We start from the raw sequence: 21,660 nt of genomic DNA, 5'->3' as shown, positions 1-21,660 counted from the left end.
CGCGCCACGCCGGTCTCAGAGCGTCGGGTAGAGCGGGAAGCGGGCGCAGAGCGCCGCAACCTTGGCCTTGACGGCCTCCTCGACCGCGGCATTGCCCTCTTCGCCATGGGCGGCGAGCCCGTCCACCACCTCGACGATCAGGCGGCCGATCTCGCGGAACTCCTCCTCGCCGAAGCCGCGGGTGGTGCCGGCCGGGGTGCCGAGGCGGACGCCCGAGGTCACCATCGGCTTCTCGGGGTCGAACGGGATGCCGTTCTTGTTGCAGGTGATGTGCGCGCGGCCCAGCGCCTTTTCGGTCGCGTTGCCCTTCACGCCCTTCGGGCGCAGGTCCACGAGCATCACATGGGTGTCCGTGCCGCCCGTCACGATGTCGAGCCCGCCCTTCATCAGCTCGTCCGCCAGCGCCTGCGCGTTCTTCACGACCTGCGCGGCATAGGCCTTGAACTCGGGGCGCAGCGCCTCGCCGAAGGCCACGGCCTTCGCGGCGATCACATGCATCAGCGGGCCGCCCTGGATGCCGGGGAAGATCGCCGAATTGACCTTCTTCGCGATCTCCTCGTTGTTCGTGAGGATCATGCCGCCGCGCGGGCCGCGCAGGGTCTTGTGCGTCGTGGTGGTGGCCACATCGGCGTAGGGGAAGGGCGAGGGATGCGCGCCGCCCGCGACGAGGCCCGCAAAATGCGCCATGTCCACCATGAGCCAGGCGCCGACTTCATCGGCAATGGCGCGGAACTTCGCGAAATCGATCTGGCGCGGGATGGCCGAGCCGCCGGCGATGATGAGCCGGGGCTTGTGCTCGCGGGCCAGCGCCGCGACCTGATCATAGTCGATCCGCTGGTCCTGCTGGCGCACGCCATATTGGACCGCATGGAACCACTTGCCCGACTGGTTCGGCGCCGCCCCATGCGTCAGGTGCCCGCCCGAGGCCAGCTCCATCCCGAGGATCGTGTCGCCCGGCTTGATCAGCGCCTGGAACACGCCCTGGTTGGCCTGGCTGCCCGAGTTGGGCTGGACGTTGGCAAAGGCGCAGCCAAAGAGCTGCTTCGCCCGCTCGATGGCCAGCGTCTCGGCGACGTCCACATAATCGCAGCCGCCGTAGTAGCGCTTGCCCGGGTAGCCCTCGGCGTATTTGTTGGTCATGACCGAGCCCTGCGCCTCCATCACGGCGCGGCTCACGATGTTCTCCGAGGCGATCAGTTCGATCTCGTCGCGCTGCCGGCCAAGCTCGCCGGTGATCGAGGCGAAAAGCTCGGGGTCACGGGAGGACAGGCTTTCGGTAAAGAAGCCGTCGTCGCGGTGCGGGGCGTTCATGGGCGTCTCCTGTGGAAAGGGTTGCGCCCATTTAGAACATCGAAGCCGCGACAGAAAGTCAGGAAAACGACGCATGGCCGGGATTGCGCGAAGCGGTGGCGCGCGAGGGGTTGAGTTTGCCGCACGCCGGGTCCAACACTGGCCGCCACGGCAGCCGGAGGGGGACATGACGCCACAGCGCATCGGATTCGTGGCGAGCCCGGCCCCCGTCGCGCAGGAGGCGCTGGTGGCGATGGAGGCCCGATATGGCCAGTGCCCCCTGCCGGAGGCCGAGGTGATCGTGGCGCTTGGCGGCGACGGCTTCATGCTTCAGACGCTGCACGAGACGCAGAGCCTCGACATCCCGGTCTATGGCATGAACCGCGGCACGGTCGGCTTCCTGATGAACGGCTATGCCGGAGACGGCCTGCGCGAGCGGCTGGCCGAGGCCGAGGAAGAGATCCTCAACCCGCTCGTCATGACCGCCGTCACCGAGGCGGGCGAGGTCTTCCACCGGATCGCGATCAACGAGGTCTCGCTGCTGCGGGCCGGGCCGCAGGCGGCGTGGCTGAAGATCTCGGTCGATGGCAAGGTGCGGATGGAAGAGCTGGTCTGCGACGGCGCGCTGGTCTGCACGCCCGCGGGCTCGACGGCCTACAACTACTCGGCGCACGGGCCGATCCTGCCGATCGGCGCCGACGTGCTGGCGTTGACCGCCATCGCGCCCTTCCGGCCGCGCCGCTGGCGCGGGGCGCTGCTGCCCAAGACGGCGACCGTGCGTTTTGACGTGATCGATGCGCGGAAGCGGCCGGTGATGGCGGATGCCGACGGCCGCTCGGTGCGCGATGTGGTCTCGGTCGAGGTGCGCAGCGAGCCGGCGATCCGGCACCGGCTGCTGTTCGACCCCGGCCACGGGCTCGAGGAGCGGCTGATCCGCGAGCAGTTCGTCTAGCGCCCGGCCTCAGCGGAAACGGTCGGCCAGCCTTTGCAGCGCGCTGCGCGTGTCGGGGGCGGCTTCGGGCGCCTCGGGGGCGGCGGCCTTCGCCTCGCCCTTCGGCTTCTCGGGCTTCGGCGGCTGCATCCGCAAGGCCACGGCGTTCTGGAACCGCGCCCCGTCCCCCCGCGCCAGCGCCTCGGCGCCGTCGGCGATCCCGCGCAGAAGATCCTCGAGCCAGCCCTGATCGGCCTTGGCGAAATCGTTCAGCACATAGGAGGCGACCGCATCCTTGTGCCCCGGATGGCCGATCCCCAGCCGCACCCGGCCGTAGGCCTCGCCGACATGGGCATGGATCGAGCGCAGCCCGTTGTGACCCGCGTGCCCCCCGCCCTGCTTCAGGCGCAGCCTGCCCGGCGCGAGATCCAGCTCGTCATGAAAGACGGTCAGATCGGCGGGGGACAGCTTGTAGAAGCGCATCGCCTCGCCCACCGACTGCCCCGAGAGGTTCATGAAGGTCTCGGGCTTCAGAAGCAGCACCTGCTCGGCGCCCAGCCGCCCCTCCGAGGTCACGCCCTGAAAGCGCGAGCGCCACGGACCGAACCCGTGCGCCGAGGCGATGGCCTCGACCGCCATGTAGCCGATGTTGTGCCGGTTGCCCGCATAGCGCGCACCGGGATTGCCGAGACCGACGAACAGCTTCATGGGCAGGCTCCTTTCGGGACCGGGCCTGTTTACGGTCGCGGGGGCCGTCCGGCAACCCTTCGGGCCGCGCGCATCGACGGGCATGGGCCGGAACGCAAAGGGCGGAGGCACCCTGCCCCCGCCCCCCCGCAATCCGCTCGCTCGTGGCTCAGGCCTCGGCGGCTTCTTCCTCATTGTCCGACGAGCGCAGGCCCGACGGCGCCGAGATGTTGGCGATCACGAAGTTCCGGTTGATCGTCGGAACCGCGCCTTCCGGCAGGGCGATGTCCTGGATGTGGATGACATCGCCGATCTGCTTGCCGGTCAGGTCCACGGTGATGTGATCGGGGATGTCGCCCGCGGTCACTTCCAGTTCCACCTCGGGGCGCACCACCGTCAGGGTGCCGCCACGCTTCAGGCCCGGGGCCTGGTCGTGGTTCTCGAAGGTGACGTGGATGAACAGGTTGATCCGGCTCGTGCGGCGCAGGCGCATGAAATCGACATGCGTCGGCAGGTCCTTGACCACGTCGCGCTGCACGCCGCGGCAGATCACACGGACGTCTTCCTGACCTTCGACCTTGAGGTTGAACAGCGTCTGCAGGAAGCGGCCCTTCTTCAGCCGGTTCAGCAGGTCGTTGTACTTGACGTTGATCGACAGAGGCTCTTGCCCACCGCCGTAAACGATGCCGGGTACGTAGCCCTCACGACGAGCTTGACGAGCGGCCCCCTTGCCTGTCCCCGTCCGTACCTCAGCCTGAAAATCCGGGATTTCACCAGCCATTGAGGTTCTCCATATGTGAAACGCCCCATCCTCCAAGGGTGCATGGGGTCGCAAGGCGCCGCCTTAGACGATCCTCGCCCGGAAGGAAAGGCCCCGCGTGCGGATTCCACGCATCCGGCGGCGCTCCGGCCGGGGCTCAGGCCCAGCGTCCCTCGAAGTCCTGCGGCACCAGCAGATTGTGCGGCCCCAGTGCCTTGACGTCCTTCTCGCCGCACAGCGCCATCGAGACGTCCAGTTCCTTCCAGATCACCTCGAGCGCGCGCCGCACGCCCGCCTCGCCCATCGCGCCGAGGCCATAGATGTAGGAGCGGCCGATGTAGGTGCCCTTCGCCCCCATCGCGAGCGCCTTCAGCACGTCCTGTCCCGACCGGATGCCCCCGTCCATGTGGATCTCGACCTGATCGCCCACCGCCCGAACGATCGGCGGCAGCATGCGGATCGACGACAACGCCCCGTCCAGCTGCCGCCCGCCGTGGTTCGAGACGATGATCGCCTCGGCCCCGAAATCCGCGGCGCGGCGGGCATCCTCCTCGTCGAGGATGCCCTTCAGGATCAGCTTGCCGCCCCACTTGTCGCGCAGCCGGGCGATCTTGCCCCAGTCGAGCTGCGGATCGAACTGCTCGGCGGTCCAGCTTGCGAGGCTCGTCGTATCGCCCACCCCCTTGGCATGACCCACGATGTTGCCGAAGGTGCGCCGCGGGGTCTTCAGCATCTCGAGGCCCCAGCCCCATTTCGTCGCCAGATCCATCATCACCGGCAGCGTCATCTTCGGCGGCGCCGAGAGGCCGTTCTTCAGATCCTTGTGACGCTGGCCGAGGATCTGCAGGTCGAGCGTCAGCACCAGCGCCGAGCAGCCCGCCTTCTTCGCCCGCTCGAGCATCGAATCGACGAACTCCTCGTCCTTCATGACGTAAAGCTGGAACCAGAAGGGTTTCGTGGTGGCCGCCGCCACGTCCTCGACCGAACAGATCGACATGGTGGACAGCGTGTAGGGCACGCCGAAGGCCTCGGCCGCGCGGGCCGCCTTGATCTCGCCATCGGCGCATTGCATCCCGGTCAGCCCGACCGGGGCCAGCGCGACCGGCATGGACACCTCCTGCCCGATCATCGTGGATCGGGTCGAGCGGCCCAGCATGTCCACGGCGACCTTCTGGCGGAGCCGGATCTTCTGGAAGTCCGAGCAGTTGTCGCGGAAGGTCTGCTCGGAGTAGCTGCCCGACTCGCAATAGTCGAAGAACATGCGCGGCGTGCGCCGGCGGTGCATCCGCTTCAGATCCTCGATGCAGGTGATGACGGGCATGGTGCTCTCCGGCTGGAACTGGTCATGTTTCCTTACCGGCCATGCCGCAACAGATCAACGGATGATGCAGCGCCGACAGGCACCTCCCGCGCCGCGGGCCGAAATCCCGACAGGGGCCGGCGGGCGCGGATGGCCGCCAGAGAGACCGCGTCCGCTCGTTCCGTGGCAACGCCGTCGGCGGGGGTTCGATGCCCCCGGCGACGGCACCTCCCCCGGCCGTTTCCCCGTCAGGCGGCGTGAGCGCCGGCCGCCAGCGCCGCCACCCGGTCCAGCACCTCCGCGACCGGACGGCCCTCCGCCACGAGCTTCACGATCGCCGAGCCAACCACGCAGCCGTCGGCCACGCCCGCGATGTCCCGCGCCGCCTCGGGCGAGGTGATGCCGAATCCCACGATCACCGGCAGGTCCGTCGCCGCCTTCAGCCGCGCCACCTCGGGCGCCACATCCACCGCCTGCGCGGCGGCCGCCCCGGTGATCCCGGTGATCGAGACGTAATAGACGAAGCCCGACGTGTTCTGCAGCACCTTGGGCAGGCGGCGGTCGTCGGTCGTGGGAGTGGCCAGCCGGATGAAGTTCAGCCCCGCCGCCTGAGCGGGCAGGCACAGCTCGGCATCCTCCTCGGGCGGCAGGTCCACCACGATCAGCCCGTCGATCCCGGCCTCCTGCGCCTCGGCCACAAAGCGGTCCACGCCGCGCGCATGGATCGGGTTGTAGTATCCCATCATGACGATCGGGGTCGAAGCATCGCCCCTGCGGAACTCCCGCACCATCGCGAGCGTCCTTGCCAGCGTCTGCCCACCCTCGAGCGCGCGCTGCCCCGCCGTCTGGATCGTCGGCCCGTCCGCCATCGGATCGGTAAAGGGCATGCCCAGCTCGATGATGTCCACGCCCGCGCCGGGCAGGCCCTTCATCACCTCGAGCGAGGTCTCGAGATCGGGATCGCCCGCCATGATATAGGCCACGAAGGCCTTCTTCCCCTCGGCCCGAAGCCGCCGGAAGGTGTCATCGATCCGCGTCATTGCCCTGCCCTCGCCCGTGTCGGCTGCCGGTTTGCGTCACCGGCGCGGGAAAATCAATGGGCGGAAGGGCGCGCCCCCCTCCCGGATCGTTCGGCCGCCGGCGCACCGGCTGGTTCCATTCCCCTTCGCGCAAGCCCGCGCGCTCGCCGCCGAGCCCCCGGCCGTCGCCTCGCGGCCGCGGCCGGGCAGGCGCTCCATGCCCTCCGCCGCCCGCTTGCCTTGGATGGGGCGCTTCCCTATGAAGCGGCAGAGCTTTCAAGGAGTGGATCATGGGCTTCCGCATGGGGATCGTCGGCTTGCCGAACGTGGGCAAATCCACGCTCTTCAACGCCCTCACCCGCACCGCCGCCGCGCAGGCGGCCAACTTTCCCTTCTGCACCATCGAGCCCAACGTGGGCGAGGTCGCCGTTCCCGACGCGCGGCTCGACATTCTCGCGAAGATCGCGGGCTCCAGGCAGATCATCCCGACGCGCATGACCTTCGTCGATATCGCGGGCCTCGTCCGCGGCGCCTCGAGGGGCGAGGGCCTTGGCAACCAGTTCCTCGCCAACATCCGCGAATGCGACGCCATCGCCCATGTGCTGCGCTGCTTCGAGGACGGCGACATCACCCATGTCGAGGGGCGTATCGACCCCGTGGCCGATGCCGAGACGATCGAGACCGAGCTGATGCTCGCCGACATGGATTCGATCGAGCGGCGGCTGTCGAACCTCTCGCGCAAGCTCAAGGGCGGCGACAAGGAGGCCGCCGATCAGGACCGCCTGCTGCGCGCCGCGCTGGCGGCGCTCGAGGCGGGCAAGCCGGCCCGGACGGTGGCGGTCTCGGCCGACGACCAGCGCGCCTGGCGGATGCTGCAGCTTCTGACCGCCAAGCCCGTCCTCTATGTCTGCAACGTCGAGGAATCCTCGGCGGCCAGCGGCAATTCCCAGTCGGCCCGGGTGGCCGAGATGGCCAAGGCGCAGGGCGCGGCCACGGTGGTGATCTCGGCCCGCATCGAAGAGGAGATCGCCCAGCTTCCCGCCGAGGAGGCCGCGATGTTCCTCGAGGAAATGGGTCTCGAGGAAGCCGGGCTCGACCGGCTGATCCGCGCGGGCTATCAGCTTCTCGGCCTGCAGACCTACTTCACCGTCGGGCCGAAGGAGGCGCGCGCCTGGACGATCACCAAAGGGATGCTCGCCCCGCAGGCCGCCGGCGTGATCCACGGCGACTTCGAGAAGGGCTTCATCCGCGCCGAGACAGTGGCCTACGAGGATTATGTCGCAGGACAGGGCGAGGCGGGCGCCAAGGAGGCCGGCAAGTTCCGCATCGAAGGCAAGACCTACGAGGTTCAGGACGGCGACGTGCTGCACTTCCTGTTCAACGCCTGAGGGAACTTCTCGACCTGCGCCTGGGCCGGGGCACGGACGGGGGCGTCACGCCTGCTGCAGATCGATGATGTTGGCCCCGGGGCAGGCGTCCCGGGCGATCTCGCACAGGTGGCGGTGGTGGGTGAGGTAGATCACCTGCCCCACCCGCGACATCTCGGACAGCAGCGCGAAGGCCGCGGCCGAGCGGTCGTCGTCGAAGGTCTCCATGATGTCGTCGGCGATGAAGGGCACGGCCGGCCGGCTTTGCGCAAGCTCGTGGTAGCCCGCGATCCGCAGAGCCAGATAGAGCTGGAACCGCGTGCCCTTGGAAAGATCCGTCGCAAGCTTGGTGCCACCGTCCGCGCCCAGGGCGACCAGCACCTCCTGCGCGCCGTCCGGCTGGGCGGCAAGACCCGAATAGGCGCCCCGGCTGAGCAGGCGGAAGGCGGCGGCGGCACGGGCGAGCATGGCGCTGCGATGCTGGTCCCGGTAGCGGCGGAGCCCGGCCTCGACCGCGATCAGCCCGAAGCGGGCGGCCAGATGCTCCCGCGCCCGGTCGTGGATCTCGAGCAGCAGGTTCTCCCGCTCGAACGCCAGGCGGGCAAGGGCGTCATCGCCCCCCACCGCCTCGATCTGGCGCGCCGCCTCGAGATGGGCGGCCAGACAGGTCTCGGTCCGCGCCCGTAGAAGCTGCTGATCCGCCTTCAGCGTCCCGATCCGCTGGCGGAGGGCTTCGGGATCGTCCCCCTCGGCCGGACAGGGCCGCCCCGCAAGAGCCGCATCCAGCGCCGCAAGTTCCCGGCGCAAGGTCGTGGCCTCGAGGCAGGCTGCGACATGGTCCGAAAGGCTGCCCTCCTCCCAGCCCAGCGAGGCGCCCAGCGCCGCGGCCTCCTGCTGCCGGGCCGCAAGGGCGCGGCGATCCTCGGCATCCTGGCACCGCTCGTCCGCGATCTGCGCGGCCAGCTGGTGCCGGTCGCGAAGCGCGTCCTGGGCCCGGCGCAGCCGTGCCAGCACCTCAGGCCATGCCGTCGCCTCGTCCAGATCGAGCGCCGTCAGCACCTCGGCCCGCGCCCGGCGGAAGCGATCCCGGTTCGCCTCCATCTTGGAGATCCGGTCCTCGAGCCCGGCAAGGGTGCGGTCGGTCGCCCCCAGCTCGTCGAGCAGGTCGAGCATCCGGCCCAGTTCCGGCGACATGTCGGGATGGTCGGCGAGGAGGGTGCCGCGGCTTGCGGCCGCCCACTCCCGCTGCCAGCGGGCGAGGCCCTCAGCGGCCTCCCGGTCCGCCTGTTCCCGCTCGCGCAGGTCGGAGAGCAGCGCGGCGAGATGCCGCCGGGCCTCGCGCCGCCGCTCGGCCGCCTCGTTGCGCGCGGCAGCAAGGGCCAGAAGCGGCTCATAGGCGCCCTCCGACTGCCCGAGCGCCGCGGCAAGCGCCTGCGCGGCTCCGGCCACGGCCTCGTCGGCGCGGCGGAGGCCGGCCTCGGCCTCGCGGCACGCGGCAAGCGCCGCGAGGGCCGCCTGCCGCAGCTCGAGCCACGCCTTCAGATCCGCAAGGGACATGTGCCCGAGGCCCAGCCGGGCGCATGTCTCCGCGACCGCATCCCGGATGCCGGCCGATGCCGCCGCTGCGCCATCCTGCCGGGTCCGGGACGCGGAAAGCCTGTCCGAGAGCCGGTCCTCATCGGCCTGATCGAGCGCCTCTCGCCGGGCTTCGGCCATGGCCTCGGCCAGCAGGGACGAGAGGCGGTCATCCTCGCGCATCGCCTGCTCGAACCTCGTCGCGCTGTCGGCATCCAGCGTCGCGAGATGGGCAGCCCAGAGCGACTCCCGCCGGCCTCGCACGGCGGCCACATCCGCCAGCGTGGCGCCTACGGCCGTCCCGGCTGCCATTCGCCGCGCTCGGTCGGACCGGACACGGTCCAGATCCGCGCCGACGGCCTCGGCCTCTCGGGCGGCATCGGCCTCTTCCTGACGGGCGGCCTCCAGACGGGCCTCCCATCCGGCGATCTGCGCAGGCGATGGGACGGCAAGGGGCTCAAGGCTCTCGCCGTCGCCACTCCACGGAGCCAGACGCGCCAGCGCAGCCCCGAGCCGCTCCCGCGCCTGATCGCGGTCGCGCAGCGCACGCAGGCGGAGGTCGGCGGGGTCCTGCGCGCGCAGGCGGGCGAGAAGCGGCGACAGCATCGCCTCATCCTCGTCCGGGCCGGGATCGCCCAGCCGGTCGCGCTCGCGCGCCAGATGCTCGACCGCCTTTCGCCGCTCGGCCGCGGCGGCGCTGGCGGCGGCGGCAAGCCCGGACCGTTCCGCCAGCAGCGCCCGCATCCGGCCCAGCGTCGCGGCAGGCAGCACGAGATCGCCCGCGGCCCCCTCGGCGCGGCCAAGCTCGAACAGGAGCGCCTTGAGCCGCGCAAGCGCCTCGTCGGCCTCCTGCCGTCGGCGCGGCAGATCCTTGAGCGCCGCCTCATGCTCGGGCCGCAGCACCTCGGCCGCGTCGATGGCCTCGGACTGCCCGAGCACCGCCGGATCGGTGGCCAGCGCGGCCACCCGTGCGTCGAGCGCCTCAAGACGCACCCCCCGATCCGAGATCCGGGCCTCCAGCGTCAGGCGGTCACGCTCGATGGCCTCGACCCGGTCCCGCAGCGCCGGGTCGGCATCGGGCAGATGACGAATCGGGCCGAGCCGCACCTCGAGCCCCGCGCGCTGGCTGCGCAGCGGGACGGCGGCGGCAAGGTCCTGCAGATGCAGCAACTCGACCTGAAGGGCATCCTCGCGGGCCCGCGCCTCGCGCCACGCCGCCTCGGCCGCCGCCGCCTCGCGCGTGAGCCTCTGCAACGCCCCCGCCGTCACCTCGGTCTTGCGCCGGCGCGCGTCGAGATCCGCCAACTGCCGCCGGGCGTCGCAAAGCCAGCCGCTCCGCTTGCCGGTGCGGTGGAATCCGTCAAGCTCGGCCCGGACGCTCTCGAGTCGGGGCGCGAGATCGGAAAGGCCGGCGCTGGCCGAGAAGAGCATCTCGCCCAGATCGCCCCGGTTGGCGAGGATGCTGTCGCCGCCCTTCTCGAGCGTGTCATCATCCAGCGAGAACATGGCCGAGTAGCCCTCGCGCGAGAGGCCGCCGAGCAGCGATTGCACCACGGTCTCGGGCAAAACGGCATCATGGCCGTCCAGCAGGCTCGCGTTGTTGCGCTTGAGCCGCCTGAGATCGAGCCGCCCCCCCGCATGGCTGAGCTGCGCCCCGATCTGCATGGTCGGGCCGCGGTGGAGGAAGTCGTAGCGGCTGCGCAGCGGGATGCCGAACAGCAGGTCGAGCCAGGCCGAGAAGAGCGTGGACTTTCCCGCCTCGTTCGGTCCGAAGACCACATGCAGGTCCGGCCCGCCGGGTGCGGGGGCGGCGAAGTCCAGGCGCTTGTCGGTGAACCGGCCGTAGCGGGTCAGGTCGAGACGGTCGAGACGCATCACCCGGTCCTGTCGCTGGCGAGGCGGGCAAGAACGGCCGGCGAGCCCTCGGCCAGCAGGCGCTGGCAGAGCGCGGCCAGCTCTGCCTCATCCGCGCCCAGCATGTCGCGCAACTCGGGCGGAAGATCGCGCGCCAGATCCTGCGCGGCCGAGGCAAGGGCCGCGGCAAGGCCCGGATCGGCCGGAAGATCCTGCCGCACCATCCGCACCAGATCCGCGGGCAGCTGCGCCTCGATCGCGGCCGCCTGCCCGTCGGCCAACTGGCATTCGAGCCTGTCGATCCAGACCCCGGCATCGGCCGCGAAGGACCGCGCCTCCTCGGTCAGCCGGTCAAGATCGCGCCGCACCCGCCAGGCAAGCGGCGAGGCGCCCTGCAGGACGGGCCGCAGGACGAGGTGATCCTCGAAGCGGGGGGCGCGGCCGATGCGGTTGATCTCGGTCTCGAGGCGTTTGAGCAGGTCCGGCCAGTCCTCGACCGGGCCGCAGTCGATCGCCATCCGGTCGAACCGGAGAGGCGCGACCTGCCGCGGCTCTGTCGTCACACTCCCGTCATCGGTTACGGTGACCAGCGTGACGGACATCGGCCCCGCCTCGCCGATATCGCGGCCCTGCGGGATGCCGGGCATGACGATGGTCGCCCGTCCCGCATGTTCGAAGCGGCGGTGGATATGGCCGAGGGCCCAGTAGTCGTAGCCATGCGCCTCCAGCTCGGCGAGGCTGCAGGGCGCATAAGGATCGTGACCGGGGCTGCCGTTCAGGCTGGTGTGCAGCATGCCGATGTTGAAGGCGCCCTGTTTCGGCGGAGGATAGCGCGGAAGCAGGCTTTCGGCGGCATGGACCTCGCGGAAACTGAGGCCGTGGATGGCGATCCGGTCGCCGTCGATCTCCAGCTCCTGCGTCGAGGGGCGCCCACCGAATACGAGCGTGTTGTCGGGGGCCTCCAGCTCTCCGGTCTGGCGGGCCATCGCGTCATGGTTGCCCCGGATGATGTAACAGCGGATGCCCGCGCGATGCAGCCTCAGGAGCTCCTGCTTGAGGAAGCGTGGCGTCTTGGTGGAGCTGTAGTCCCCGTCCCACAGGTCGCCCGCGATCAGCAGGAAGGCCGCGCGCTCACCGATGCACAGATCGACGATGCGGGAAAAGGCCGCGCGGGACGCGCCGGCGACCTCGCGGGCAAGGGCGGCGTCACGGAAGGCGATGGCCTTCAGCGGCGCATCGAGATGAAGATCAGCCGTGTGGACGAAGCGAAAGCTCAACGAGAAACACCCATCGGATCAGGCTCGCGACTATGGAGCGCGGGACGTTCGCCCCGCAAGCCCGCCTTGTCGCGGATTTTCCGCAGACGCGCCAGACGTGGGTGGAACTCCCCGTCGCCGCGGACCTCGTCGCCACTGGACCTCGCGGCCGTCTTTCCTTATATAAACTGTCAGAAACGCGCGAGGCTCCCATGAACCAGCAACAGGACATGATCGAGGGCGCCCCCCTCATCAAGCCGTCGACGACCGACCATCCGCTCTACGAGACGATCGTCGAGGCCTGCCGCACGGTTTACGACCCCGAGATCCCGGTGAACATCTTCGACCTCGGCCTGATCTACACGATCGACATTTCGGCCGAGAACGATATCGAGATCATAATGACGCTCACCGCACCGGGCTGCCCGGTGGCGGGCGAGATGCCCGGCTGGGTGCAGGATGCGGTCGAGCCGGTTGCGGGGGTGAAGTCCGTCGCCGTCGGCATGACCTTCGATCCGCCCTGGGGCATGGACATGATGTCCGACGAGGCCCGGCTCGAACTCGGCTTCATGTAAGGGCACCAGGGCAGGATGCGGCTCTCCCGCCGGCACGGGACGCGCCGGCAGCCCGTCTCCGGGACTTGAGACCGGCCCTTCCTCCTCCCATATCCGCCCGACAAGCGAGAGGTTCTTCCGATGTTCTCCATCCCCGGCAAGCAGGCCGTCACCCTCACCCCCGCCGCCGCCCGGCAGATCGCGCGGCTGATGCAGAAGCAGGGCTCCAAGGGGCTGCGCATCGGCGTGAAGAAGGGCGGCTGCGCGGGCATGGAATACACGATGGATTACGTCGCGGACATCAACCCGATGGACGAGACGGTCGAGCAGGAGGGCGCCCGGGTCATGATCGCCCCGATGGCCCAGATGTTCCTGTTCGGAACCGAGATCGACTACGAGACGGGGCTCATCGAATCCGGCTTCAAGTTCCGCAATCCGAATGTGGTGGATGCCTGCGGCTGCGGCGAATCGATCAAGTTCCGCGACGCCGAAGCCTGAGCCAAGGCTTTTCCCGCCGGCCCGCTTGGCATAACAAGTCCCCGACCGAAACACACAAGGGGACGGACATGCGCAAGCTTGCAGCGGGGAACTGGAAGATGAACGGAACCGAGGCCGATCTCGCAGAGATCGATGCCCTGATGGCCGCCCATCCGGCGCCGCACTGCGAGATGCTGATCTGCCCGCCTGCGACGCTGCTGTCCCGCATGGCGGCGCGCGCGACGTCGGACCTGATGGTCGGCGGTCAGGACTGCCACCCCAAGGTCTCGGGCGCCCATACCGGCGACATTTCCGCCGCCATGCTGGCCGATGCCGGGGCCAGCCATGTGATCCTCGGCCATTCGGAGCGCCGGGCGGACCACGGCGAGAGCGACTCGCTCGTCAGGCTCAAGGCCGAGGCGGTCCATGCCGCGGGGCTTGTGGCGATCATCTGCGTGGGCGAGACCGAGGCGCAGCGCGACGCGGGCCAGACGCTCGACGTGATCGGGGCGCAACTCGCGGGCTCGGTGCCCGACGGCGCCACGGCCCTCCGGACCGTGATCGCCTATGAGCCGGTCTGGGCGATCGGCACCGGGCGCACGCCCACGACCGCCGAGATTGCCGAAGTCCACGGCTTCCTGCGCGCCCGTCTGGCCGAGCGTTTCGCGGATGCGAGCGGCTTCCGCCTGCTCTACGGCGGCTCGGTGAAACCCTCGAACGCGGCCGAGATCTTCGCGGTGCCGAACGTGGACGGGGCGCTCGTCGGCGGCGCAAGCCTCAAGGCCGCGGATTTCGGCGGCATCGTCGCCGCCCTCTCGGCCGCCTGACGTCCGCGCGCGCGCCCCTCCCGCCCACGGGAGGGCCCCGCCCGCAATGCACAGGAGGAATGCGCGCATCCGGCGCCCTTTCATTCTGGCCGAAATATCCCGGGGTCCGGGGCAGAGCCCCGGCGGCCGGCCCCGGTTGACCCACCCACCGCATCTTCCTCCGGGATGCAATACTGCCGGGCGGGACCGACCACCCGCCGGCGAACTGGACAGCCAGCGGCCCGTCGGTCATCCTTTCGGGGCGGGGCCCGGTCAGTGGCCAGGCTCCGCCGACAGCGCGGAACCCTTGCCCGGCCGATGAAGACCCTGAGCCAATCGCCCCACGACCGACGCTTCCTCCGCGATCCCTACCGCTTCTACCGGCAGGCGCGCACGGCCGGGCCGTTCTTCCGGTGGGAAGAGCTCGATGTCATCTGCACCACCTCATACGCCGCGGCCAATGCGATCCTGCGCGACCGGCGATTCGGCCGCGAGGTTCCGGCAGAGCGACGCGCCCCGGTGCCCCCGCATCTGGCCCCCTTCGCGGCCGTGGAGGAGCATTCAATGCTGGAGCTCGAGCCGCCGCGCCACACGCGGCTGCGCAACCTCGTGCTCCGCGCCTTCACCACGCGGCGGCTCGGCTCGATGCAGCCCCAGATCGCCCGGCTGGCACACGGGCTCATCGACGATATGCCGGGCGGGCCGTTCGACCTGCTGCCGGCCTTCAGCCAGCGCCTGCCCATCACCCTCATCGCGCGGCTGATCGGCATTCCCGAGACGCTCGCCCCCGAGCTTCTGCGCTGGTCCTCGGCGATGGTCGCCGTGTATCAGGCGGGGCGGAACCGCCAGACGGAAGAGCGCGCCGCAGAGGCCGCCGCCGCCTTCTCGGACTTCCTGAGGCTTCACATCGCGGATCGCCGCGATCGGCCCGCCGACGACCTGCTGACCCATCTGATCGCGGCCGAAGCCGACGGCCAGCAACTCTCGACCGACGAAATCGTCTCGACCTGCATCCTGATCCTCAATGCGGGGCACGAGGCGGCGGTCCATGCGATCGGCAACGCGGTGGCGACGCTCCTTCAGCATCGGACACCGCCCGAGGCGCTCGCACCGGCCCGAATCGCGGCCACCGTCGAGGAGATGCTCCGGTTCGATCCGCCCCTGCATCTCTTCCGGCGCATCGCCTACGCGCCGGTCGAGATCATGGGCCGGACCTTTGCCGAAGGCGAGGAGGTGGCGCTGCTCCTGGCGGCCGCCAACCGCGATCCCGGCCCGTGGGAGCGACCCGACCGCTTCCTCTGGAACCGGCCCGAGAAGCCCCATCTCGCCTTCGGAGCCGGCCTGCACTTCTGCCTGGGCGCGGCGCTTGCGCGGCTCGAACTGGCCACGGCCGTGCCCATCCTCTTCACCCGTCTGCCGGGGCTGCACCTCGTCAAGCCGCCGCGCTGGTCGGACAGCTGGCATTTCCGCGGGCTCGAGCGGCTGATCGTGGCGCCCTGAGCCGGCCGGCGCCGGGGGCTTCGCGCCCCCGCACCCCCGCGGGATATTTGCGCCAGTGTGAAAGCCGGTCCGCTGGGGTGGCGCCGTCCGCGGCGGCGGCCCGGTCAGACGGGAAGGACGGTGGTGGCCTTGATCTCCTCCATCGAGAGGAGCGCCGTCACATTGTAGATACGCACCTCGGATATGAGCGCCTGGTAGAAGGTGTCGTAGGCCCGCGCATTGGCCACGCGGACCTTGAGGATGTAGTCGATGTCCCCAGCCAGCCTGTGCGCCTCGAGCACTTCGGGCCGTTCCCGCAGCGCCTTGAGGAACTTGCGCTGCCATTCGGCCTCGTGCTCGGAGGTGCGGATCAGCACGAAGAAGCAGGCTTCGAGCCCCAGCGCCTCGGCATCAAGCAGGGCGGTCTGCCTGAGGATGACGCCCGCCTCGCGCATCCGCCGGATCCGATTCCACACCGGCGTCTTGGATGAGCCCACCTTGCGCGCGATCTCGTCGAGCGACTGGCTGGCGTCGGCCTGCAGCTCGGCAAGGATTTTCCTGTCCATCTCGTCCAGCCGGACTGCCATCCGCGCAACTCCCCTTTCCGCGGAACCCCGTTCCATCCCGCGCACCATAGGGAACAATCTTCCTTATCTGCAAGGGGATATGGCGCCACACGGGGAAACTGTCCTAGATTGCATGGCGAACTCCCAGCAATGGATGGCAAGGATGCTGCACGCCCCCACCGCCCCCGGACAGGTCATCTTCGTCGGTGCCGGCCCCGGCTCGGTCGATCATCTGACCATGGGCGCCTGCCGGGCGCTGACGCAGGCCGAGGTGGTCATCCATGACCGGCTGGTGGGGCTCGAGATCCTCGAGCTGATCCCGCCGCAGGCGCTCCGGATCGAGGCCGGCAAGGAAGGCTTTGGCCCCTCCACCCCGCAGGGCGAGATCAACGCCCTGATCGTGGACCATGCCGGGTCGGGCCGGCGCGTCGTCCGGCTCAAGTCGGGCGACAGCGGCATCTTCGGCCGGCTGGACGAGGAGATCGAGGCGCTGGACGAGGCGGGGATCGCCTGGCGCATCGTGCCGGGGCTGACCACGGCCGCCGCCGCCGCCGCGACCATCGGCCAGGGCCTCACGAAGCGCGGGCGCAACGCCGCGCTCCGCATCGTGACGGGCCATGACATGGCGGGTTTTGCCGAGCAGGACTGGCGGGGTCTTGCCCGCGCCGGCGAGGTCGCCGCGATCTACATGGGAAAGAAGTCAGCCCGGTTCATCCAGGGCCGGCTCATGATGCATGGGGCGAGTCCCGAGACCCCCGTCACCGTGATCGAGAATGTCAGCCGCGCCGACGAGCGGATCGTTGCCGGCACCCTTGCCACCCTTGCCGAGGCCGTTGCCGGTTTGACCGGCCCGGCTATCGTGCTCTACGGGCTCGCGCCTCGCCGCGCTGCGGCGGCGCTGCCCCAACTGAAGGAAGCCACCGCATGAGCCGTCCGTTCATTCCGAAGGTCGTGACCGCCAACGCGCTGCTCGAGGGCGATGTCGTCTATCTGACGGCCGATGACCGCTGGACGCGCCACCACCATGAGGCGGAGCTGATCGAGGACGAGGCCCACGGCCAGCTTCGGCTGCTGCATGCCGCGGCGCGCAAGTCCGAGGTGGTGGGCGCCTATCTCGCCGACGCCCGGTCGGGCGCGATGGGGCCCGAGCCCGTCCATTTCCGCGAGGTCTTCCGCACGCGCGGCCCCTCGAACTACCGCCACGGCAAGCAGGAACTGGCGGCGCGCTGACGCCGGAGGGAAGCGATCATGTACAGCTACAATGACTTCGACGAGGCCTTTGTCCGCACCCGTGTCGCCCAGTTCAGCGAACAGGTGCGCCGCCGCATCGACGGCTCGTTGACCGAAGACGAGTTCAAGCCGCTGCGCCTGATGAACGGGCTGTACCTGCAGCTTCACGCCTACATGCTGCGGGTGGCGATCCCCTATGGCACGCTCGACAGCCGCAAGATGCGCCAGCTTGCGATGATCGCCGAGCGGTGGGACAAGGGCTATGGCCATTTCACCACGCGCCAGAACATCCAGTTCAACTGGCCGAAGCTGTCGGACGTGCCCGAGATCCTGTCGGCGCTGGCCGATGTGGAAATGCACGCGATCCAGACCTCGGGCAACTGCGTGAGGAACGTGACCGCGGACCATTTCGCCGGCGCCGCCGCCGACGAGATCGAGGACCCGCGCCCGGTGGCCGAACTTCTGCGCCAGTGGTCCACGGACCATCCCGAGTTCCAGTTCCTGCCGCGCAAGTTCAAGATCGCGATCACAGGTTCGCCCAACGACCGGGCGGTGACGCGCGCGCATGACATCGGCCTGCGCATGGTGCGGAACGCGGCCGGAGAGCCGGGCTTCGAGGTGATCGTGGGCGGCGGCCTCGGCCGGACGCCGATGATCGGCCATACGGTGCGGGAGTTCCTGCCAAAGGCGGACCTGCTGCCCTACGTCGAGGCGATCCTGAGCGTCTACAACGAGCTTGGGCGGCGCGACAACAAGTTCAAGGCGCGGATCAAGATCACCGTCTTCGAGACCGGCGTCGAGACGATCACCCAGATGATCGAGGAGCGGTTCGTCGAGACCCGCGCCGAGTTCGGGGGCAACGACCAGGCGCTTCTGGCCGAGATCGAGAAGGCCTTCGCCCCGCCCGCCTTCCGCAACGCGCCAACCGACGCCTACGACGATTTCTACGAGGCCGATCCGGTGTTCCGCTCCTGGGCGGATACGAACCTGACCGCGCACCGGCAGGCGGATTACGCCATCGTGACGATCAGCCTGAAGGCGCATGGCGCGACCCCGGGCGACGCCACGGCCGTGCAGATGCGGGTGATGGCCGACCTCGCCGAACGCTACGGCCATGACGAGCTGCGCATCAGCCACGAGCAGAACGTGATCCTGCCGCATGTCCACAAGTCGGATCTGCCGGCGGTCCATGCGGCGCTGGCGCAGGCGGGGCTGGCCACGGCGAACGTGGGCCTGATCTCGGACATGATCGCCTGCCCGGGCATGGATTACTGCGCGCTGGCGACGGCGCGCTCGATCCCGGTGGCGCAGCAGATCGCGACCCGCTTTGACGAGCTGAAGCTCGAGCACGAGATCGGCCCGCTGAAGATCAAGATCTCGGGCTGCATCAACGCCTGCGGCCATCACCACGTCGGCCATATCGGCATCCTCGGCCTCGACCGGGCGGGGGTCGAGAACTACCAGATCACTCTCGGCGGCGACGGCACCGAGACGGCGGCGATCGGCGAGAAGACGGGCCCGGGCTTTGCCTATGACGAGATCGTGCCCGCGATCGAGCGGATCGTGCGTGCCTATCTCCGGGTCCGCAGCGGGCCGTCCGAGACCTTTCTCGAAACCGTGCGCCGTCTGGGGCATGCGCCCTTCAAGGCGGCCCTCTATGACGCGGAAGGCGCAAAGGATGCTGCGTAAGGTTCCCCAGGGCGCCGTCGCCGATCGTGTGGCGGCGCTGAATGCCCGCTACAGGCACCACGGCGCGACCGCGGTGCTCGAACATGCGCTGAAGGATGCGGATCTGGGCCGGGTGGCGCTCGTTTCCTCCTTCGGGGCCGAGTCGGTCGTGCTGCTGCATCTGGTTTCGGTCATTGCACCCGAGACGCCGGTGATCTTCATCGACACGCGGATGCTCTTTCAGGAGACGCTCGACTACCAGCGCCAGCTGGCCGACACGCTGCATCTGTGCGACATCCGCACGATCCGCGCCACCCAGCCGCGGATCTCGTTCGAGGACCCGGACGGTACGCTGAACCAGTACAACACCGACGCCTGCTGCGCGGTCCGCAAGGTCGAGCCGCTCGAGCGGGCTCTCCGGCATTTCGACGGCTGGATCACGGGGCGCAAGCGCTACCAGAGCGGCACGCGCGCGGCGGTGGACTTCTTCGAGGCCGAGGACGATCGGCGCATCAAGGTCAATCCGCTGGCCCACTGGGGGCGCGAGGACCTCGAGGACTACATCGCCAACAACAACCTCCCCCGGCACCCGCTGGTGGCGAAGGGCTACCCGTCCATCGGGTGCGAGCCCTGCACCTCGCCGGTGGCCGAGGGCGAGGACCCGCGCGCGGGGCGCTGGCGCGGCAGCGCCAAGACCGAGTGCGGCATCCATTTCATCGACGGTCGTGCGGTGCGCGGGCCCGTGAACAAGGAGGACGCGGCATGAGCATCATCGTCACCGACAAGGGGTTCGTGGCGGACGACTGGCCGGGCGAGATTGCCCCGCTCGAGGCGCTGGCCGACGGGGCCGAGGCGGTGGATCTGGCCAACACCGACGATCCGGCGCGGCTGGGCAATCGGCTCGAGCGGCTCGGCCTCATCCGCATCGCCTTTCCGTCCTTCAGCGACGGGCGCGGCTTCACGCTGGCCCGGCGGCTGCGCCGGATGGGCTACCGCGGGCGACTGCGCGCCTTCGGGCCGCTGATCGCGGATCAATATGCCATGGCCCGCCGTTCCGGCTTCGACGAGGTGGAAATCCCGGACGATCTCGCCGCCCGCCAGCCCGAGGATCAGTGGCTCTTCCGCGCCAACTGGCAAAACCATGACTATCAGTCGCAGCTTAAAGGCTGATTCCGGCCTTTCTTCGCAGGGTGCGAAGATTTACTGAAAGAGCGGACCAAGGGGACCGAGCCATGAACCAGAATGCCGCCATTGTGAAGACCCTGCCCGATGCGCAGACCGTGACCACGGTGCAGCATTGGACGGACCGCCTCTTTTCGTTCCGCGTGACGCGCCCGCAGTCGCTGCGCTTCCGCTCGGGCGAGTTCGTGATGATCGGGCTGCTCGACGAGCGCGGCAAGCCGATCATGCGCGCCTATTCCATCGCCTCGCCCAACTGGGACGAAGAGCTGGAGTTCTACTCGATCAAGGTGCCGGACGGGCCGCTGACCTCGCGGCTGCAGCACATCCAGCCGGGCGACCAGATCATCCTGCGCCCGAAGCCGGTGGGCACGCTCGTGCTCGACGCGCTGCTGCCCGGCAAGCGGATCTGGTTCCTCGCAACCGGGACCGGCCTTGCGCCCTTCGCCTCGCTGATGCGCGATCCCGAGACCTACGAGCGGTATGAGCAGGTGATCATGATGCACACCTGCCGCGAGAAGTCCGAGCTGGAATACGGCCGGCAGCTGGTCGAGAGCCTGAAGGACGATCCGCTGATCGGCGAGATGGTGGGCGACAAGCTGCTCTACTATCCCACCACCACGCGCGAGACGTCGGACCGGATGGGCCGGATCACCGACAACCTGACCTCGGGCAAGGTGTTCGCCGACCTCGGCATCCCGCAGATGAACATGGACGAGGACCGCGCGATGGTCTGCGGCTCGCTCCAGTTCAACCTCGACGTCAAGACCGTACTCGAGGGCTTTGGCCTGCGCGAGGGCGCCAACTCCGAGCCGCTGGAATATGTGGTCGAGAAGGCCTTCGTGGGCGACGGTATCTGAACACGGCGACCGCTGTCGGAACGCCGCGCAACCCCCCGCGCGGCGTTCCTGCATTTCGCGCTTCGTGAACGGCGCGACCGGGGTCGCCCCTTACTGCGCGTCGGCCGCGGGCGCGCCTACCCCCAGCGAGGTCCGCACCGTTTCAAGGGCCGATCCAAGCAGTTCGGGGGTCGCCTCGGCCGCCTCGATCGTGTTCTTCAGCCGCTCCTTGGTCGCCGGGTCCAGATCCGAGGAGTCGATCATGGCATCGACACGGGCGCGGTCATAGGTCTCGACCCGCAGCAGGTCTTCGGGAAGCAGCTCACCCGCCGCGTCGGCCGCGTTGCGCGCGGCGAGCGTGGCGGCGGCGGCGGCCTGACGTGCGGCCTCGACGGCCGCATCGGCCGCGGAAGAGGCCGCCTCTCCGGCCGTGCGCGCTGCCTCCTGGGTCGCCGCGGCGGCGGCAGCGGCGGCATCCGAAGCGGCCTCGGTCGCCGCGTCGGCCGCGGCCGCCGCAGCGGCGGCCGCTTCGGCGGCGGCATCCTCGTCGGCGCGGGCGGCTTCGGCCGCCTCCTCGCGCGCCGCCTCGGCGGCAAGACGGGCCTCTTCGGCCGCCCGCGCCGCCTCATCCTCGGCGGACCGAGCCGCCTCGGCCGCCTCCTGCTGCGGCAGATAGCCATACTGATACCAGCCGAACCCCGCCGCCGCGAGCAGCACCAGCCCGACGATGATCGCAATCCTGTTCATTCCCTGTCCTTCACCTGCGGCGCCTCTGCCCAGTGGCAACGTCGCGATGCCGCAGGCCGTTCCCCCACAAGACACC

21 protein-coding genes are annotated in these 21,660 nt (G+C 69.5%); 12 read left to right on the top strand and 9 right to left on the bottom strand.

Annotation, left to right across the window (positions count from 1 at the left end; translation table 11 throughout):
• Positions 1–15: 15 nt before the first annotated feature.
• Positions 16–1,311, bottom strand: coding sequence for a serine hydroxymethyltransferase (gene glyA, locus LV780_RS01560; protein WP_011907414.1), 1,296 nt, complete (start codon positions 1,309–1,311; stop codon positions 16–18).
• A gap of 166 nt (positions 1,312–1,477) precedes the next feature.
• On the opposite strand from glyA, the gene LV780_RS01555 reads away from it, so the two are divergent.
• A complete protein-coding gene (locus tag LV780_RS01555) occupies positions 1,478–2,242 on the top strand; it encodes an NAD kinase (protein ID WP_011907413.1) in 765 nt (254 codons plus the stop codon).
• Between the two features lie 9 nt (positions 2,243–2,251).
• On the opposite strand, the gene pth is transcribed toward LV780_RS01555, so the two are convergent.
• The 4 genes from pth to trpA all read right to left on the bottom strand — a co-directional run bounded on the left by pth (position 2,252) and on the right by trpA (position 6,008).
• Entirely contained in the window at positions 2,252–2,929 is a 678-nt protein-coding gene (pth, locus tag LV780_RS01550; RefSeq protein WP_108220084.1) for an aminoacyl-tRNA hydrolase, read from the bottom strand.
• Between the two features lie 148 nt (positions 2,930–3,077).
• Positions 3,078–3,689: a 50S ribosomal protein L25/general stress protein Ctc gene (locus LV780_RS01545; protein ID WP_011907411.1), complete on the bottom strand. Its 612-nt coding sequence runs from the start codon at positions 3,687–3,689 to the stop codon at positions 3,078–3,080.
• A 136-nt stretch (positions 3,690–3,825) separates the two neighbouring features.
• The gene (locus LV780_RS01540; protein WP_108220083.1) at positions 3,826–4,989 is read right to left on the bottom strand and encodes an alpha-hydroxy acid oxidase; all 1,164 of its coding nucleotides are present in this window, start codon (positions 4,987–4,989) and stop codon (positions 3,826–3,828) included.
• Between the two features lie 227 nt (positions 4,990–5,216).
• A complete protein-coding gene (trpA, locus tag LV780_RS01535) occupies positions 5,217–6,008 on the bottom strand; it encodes a tryptophan synthase subunit alpha (protein WP_108220082.1) in 792 nt (263 codons plus the stop codon).
• Positions 6,009–6,277: 269 nt separating this feature from the next.
• Here trpA and ychF point away from each other — a divergent pair, with 269 nt between their 5' ends.
• Positions 6,278–7,375, top strand: coding sequence for a redox-regulated ATPase YchF (gene ychF / locus LV780_RS01530; RefSeq protein WP_108220081.1), 1,098 nt, complete (start codon positions 6,278–6,280; stop codon positions 7,373–7,375).
• A gap of 45 nt (positions 7,376–7,420) precedes the next feature.
• Here ychF and LV780_RS01525 read toward each other — a convergent pair whose 3' ends face one another.
• The gene (locus LV780_RS01525; RefSeq protein ID WP_108220080.1) at positions 7,421–10,804 is read right to left on the bottom strand and encodes a YhaN family protein; all 3,384 of its coding nucleotides are present in this window, start codon (positions 10,802–10,804) and stop codon (positions 7,421–7,423) included.
• Positions 10,804–12,060, bottom strand: a complete 1,257-nt coding sequence (locus LV780_RS01520) for a metallophosphoesterase family protein (RefSeq protein ID WP_108220079.1) — start codon at positions 12,058–12,060, stop codon at positions 10,804–10,806. Before LV780_RS01520 ends, LV780_RS01525 begins: the two co-directional genes overlap by 1 nt.
• 191 nt (positions 12,061–12,251) lie before the next feature.
• On the opposite strand from LV780_RS01520, the gene LV780_RS01515 reads away from it, so the two are divergent.
• The 4 genes from LV780_RS01515 to LV780_RS01500 all read left to right on the top strand — a co-directional run bounded on the left by LV780_RS01515 (position 12,252) and on the right by LV780_RS01500 (position 15,376).
• Positions 12,252–12,614, top strand: a complete 363-nt coding sequence (locus tag LV780_RS01515; RefSeq protein WP_011907405.1) for an SUF system Fe-S cluster assembly protein — start codon at positions 12,252–12,254, stop codon at positions 12,612–12,614.
• 120 nt (positions 12,615–12,734) lie between these two features.
• Positions 12,735–13,091 carry a HesB/IscA family protein gene (locus LV780_RS01510; protein ID WP_011907404.1) on the top strand — a complete coding sequence of 119 codons (357 nt, stop codon included), beginning with the start codon at positions 12,735–12,737 and terminating at the stop codon, positions 13,089–13,091.
• Between the two features lie 68 nt (positions 13,092–13,159).
• Positions 13,160–13,897, top strand: coding sequence for a triose-phosphate isomerase (gene tpiA / locus LV780_RS01505; protein ID WP_108220078.1), 738 nt, complete (start codon positions 13,160–13,162; stop codon positions 13,895–13,897).
• 297 nt (positions 13,898–14,194) lie between these two features.
• The gene (locus LV780_RS01500; RefSeq protein ID WP_108220077.1) at positions 14,195–15,376 is read left to right on the top strand and encodes a cytochrome P450; all 1,182 of its coding nucleotides are present in this window, start codon (positions 14,195–14,197) and stop codon (positions 15,374–15,376) included.
• A 104-nt stretch (positions 15,377–15,480) separates the two neighbouring features.
• Here the strand turns inward: LV780_RS01500 and LV780_RS01495 are convergent, their stop codons facing one another.
• Complete coding sequence (locus tag LV780_RS01495) at positions 15,481–15,942, bottom strand: Lrp/AsnC family transcriptional regulator (protein WP_002722912.1); 462 nt, start codon at positions 15,940–15,942, stop codon at positions 15,481–15,483.
• 142 nt (positions 15,943–16,084) lie between these two features.
• On the opposite strand from LV780_RS01495, the gene cobA reads away from it, so the two are divergent.
• The 6 genes from cobA (at position 16,085) to LV780_RS01465 (ending at position 20,858) form a co-directional block, all read left to right on the top strand.
• Positions 16,085–16,849: a uroporphyrinogen-III C-methyltransferase gene (gene cobA / locus LV780_RS01490; RefSeq protein ID WP_108220076.1), complete on the top strand. Its 765-nt coding sequence runs from the start codon at positions 16,085–16,087 to the stop codon at positions 16,847–16,849.
• On the top strand, positions 16,846–17,151 hold the full coding sequence (locus tag LV780_RS01485) for a DUF2849 domain-containing protein (protein ID WP_108220075.1): 306 nt from the start codon (positions 16,846–16,848) through the stop codon (positions 17,149–17,151). Before cobA ends, LV780_RS01485 begins: the two co-directional genes overlap by 4 nt.
• An 18-nt stretch (positions 17,152–17,169) precedes the next feature.
• On the top strand, positions 17,170–18,840 hold the full coding sequence (locus LV780_RS01480; protein WP_108220074.1) for a nitrite/sulfite reductase: 1,671 nt from the start codon (positions 17,170–17,172) through the stop codon (positions 18,838–18,840).
• Positions 18,830–19,585, top strand: coding sequence for a phosphoadenylyl-sulfate reductase (locus LV780_RS01475; protein WP_011907398.1), 756 nt, complete (start codon positions 18,830–18,832; stop codon positions 19,583–19,585). The genes LV780_RS01480 and LV780_RS01475 overlap by 11 nt, the downstream gene beginning before the upstream one ends.
• Complete coding sequence (locus tag LV780_RS01470; RefSeq protein ID WP_108220073.1) at positions 19,582–19,989, top strand: DUF934 domain-containing protein; 408 nt, start codon at positions 19,582–19,584, stop codon at positions 19,987–19,989. The genes LV780_RS01475 and LV780_RS01470 overlap by 4 nt, the downstream gene beginning before the upstream one ends.
• 62 nt (positions 19,990–20,051) lie before the next feature.
• Positions 20,052–20,858 (top strand): ferredoxin--NADP reductase, encoded by an 807-nt coding sequence (locus tag LV780_RS01465; protein ID WP_011907396.1) that lies wholly within the window; start codon positions 20,052–20,054, stop codon positions 20,856–20,858.
• A gap of 90 nt (positions 20,859–20,948) precedes the next feature.
• Here the strand turns inward: LV780_RS01465 and LV780_RS01460 are convergent, their stop codons facing one another.
• Complete coding sequence (locus LV780_RS01460) at positions 20,949–21,584, bottom strand: hypothetical protein (RefSeq protein WP_108220072.1); 636 nt, start codon at positions 21,582–21,584, stop codon at positions 20,949–20,951.
• Positions 21,585–21,660: the final 76 nt, after the last annotated feature.

This window comes from Cereibacter azotoformans, assembly GCF_021391315.1.
Classification (GTDB): Bacteria; Pseudomonadota; Alphaproteobacteria; order Rhodobacterales; family Rhodobacteraceae; genus Cereibacter_A; species Cereibacter_A azotoformans.
Note: the sequence above shows the minus strand (reverse complement) of the source record. Positions and strands in the feature narration are given on the sequence as shown.

Bases quoted from the DNA above. Each gene is read 5' to 3' on its own strand.
- pth (WP_108220084.1), bottom strand. From the start codon at position 2,929: ATGAAGCTGTTCGTCGGTCTCGGCAATCCCGGTGCGCGCTATGCGGGC.
- tpiA (WP_108220078.1), top strand. From the start codon at position 13,160: ATGCGCAAGCTTGCAGCGGGGAACTGGAAGATGAACGGAACCGAGGCC.
- LV780_RS01545 (WP_011907411.1), bottom strand. From the start codon at position 3,689: ATGGCTGGTGAAATCCCGGATTTTCAGGCTGAGGTACGGACGGGGACA.
- LV780_RS01540 (WP_108220083.1), bottom strand. From the start codon at position 4,989: ATGCCCGTCATCACCTGCATCGAGGATCTGAAGCGGATGCACCGCCGG.
- LV780_RS01500 (WP_108220077.1), top strand. From the start codon at position 14,195: ATGAAGACCCTGAGCCAATCGCCCCACGACCGACGCTTCCTCCGCGAT.
- LV780_RS01495 (WP_002722912.1), bottom strand. From the start codon at position 15,942: ATGGCAGTCCGGCTGGACGAGATGGACAGGAAAATCCTTGCCGAGCTG.
- trpA (WP_108220082.1), bottom strand. From the start codon at position 6,008: ATGACGCGGATCGATGACACCTTCCGGCGGCTTCGGGCCGAGGGGAAG.
- LV780_RS01485 (WP_108220075.1), top strand. From the start codon at position 16,846: ATGAGCCGTCCGTTCATTCCGAAGGTCGTGACCGCCAACGCGCTGCTC.
- LV780_RS01465 (WP_011907396.1), top strand. From the start codon at position 20,052: ATGAACCAGAATGCCGCCATTGTGAAGACCCTGCCCGATGCGCAGACC.
- LV780_RS01555 (WP_011907413.1), top strand. From the start codon at position 1,478: ATGACGCCACAGCGCATCGGATTCGTGGCGAGCCCGGCCCCCGTCGCG.
- LV780_RS01480 (WP_108220074.1), top strand. From the start codon at position 17,170: ATGTACAGCTACAATGACTTCGACGAGGCCTTTGTCCGCACCCGTGTC.
- LV780_RS01525 (WP_108220080.1), bottom strand. From the start codon at position 10,804: ATGCGTCTCGACCGTCTCGACCTGACCCGCTACGGCCGGTTCACCGAC.
- LV780_RS01475 (WP_011907398.1), top strand. From the start codon at position 18,830: ATGCTGCGTAAGGTTCCCCAGGGCGCCGTCGCCGATCGTGTGGCGGCG.
- ychF (WP_108220081.1), top strand. From the start codon at position 6,278: ATGGGCTTCCGCATGGGGATCGTCGGCTTGCCGAACGTGGGCAAATCC.
- cobA (WP_108220076.1), top strand. From the start codon at position 16,085: ATGCTGCACGCCCCCACCGCCCCCGGACAGGTCATCTTCGTCGGTGCC.
- LV780_RS01460 (WP_108220072.1), bottom strand. From the start codon at position 21,584: ATGAACAGGATTGCGATCATCGTCGGGCTGGTGCTGCTCGCGGCGGCG.
- LV780_RS01510 (WP_011907404.1), top strand. From the start codon at position 12,735: ATGTTCTCCATCCCCGGCAAGCAGGCCGTCACCCTCACCCCCGCCGCC.
- LV780_RS01470 (WP_108220073.1), top strand. From the start codon at position 19,582: ATGAGCATCATCGTCACCGACAAGGGGTTCGTGGCGGACGACTGGCCG.
- LV780_RS01515 (WP_011907405.1), top strand. From the start codon at position 12,252: ATGAACCAGCAACAGGACATGATCGAGGGCGCCCCCCTCATCAAGCCG.
- glyA (WP_011907414.1), bottom strand. From the start codon at position 1,311: ATGAACGCCCCGCACCGCGACGACGGCTTCTTTACCGAAAGCCTGTCC.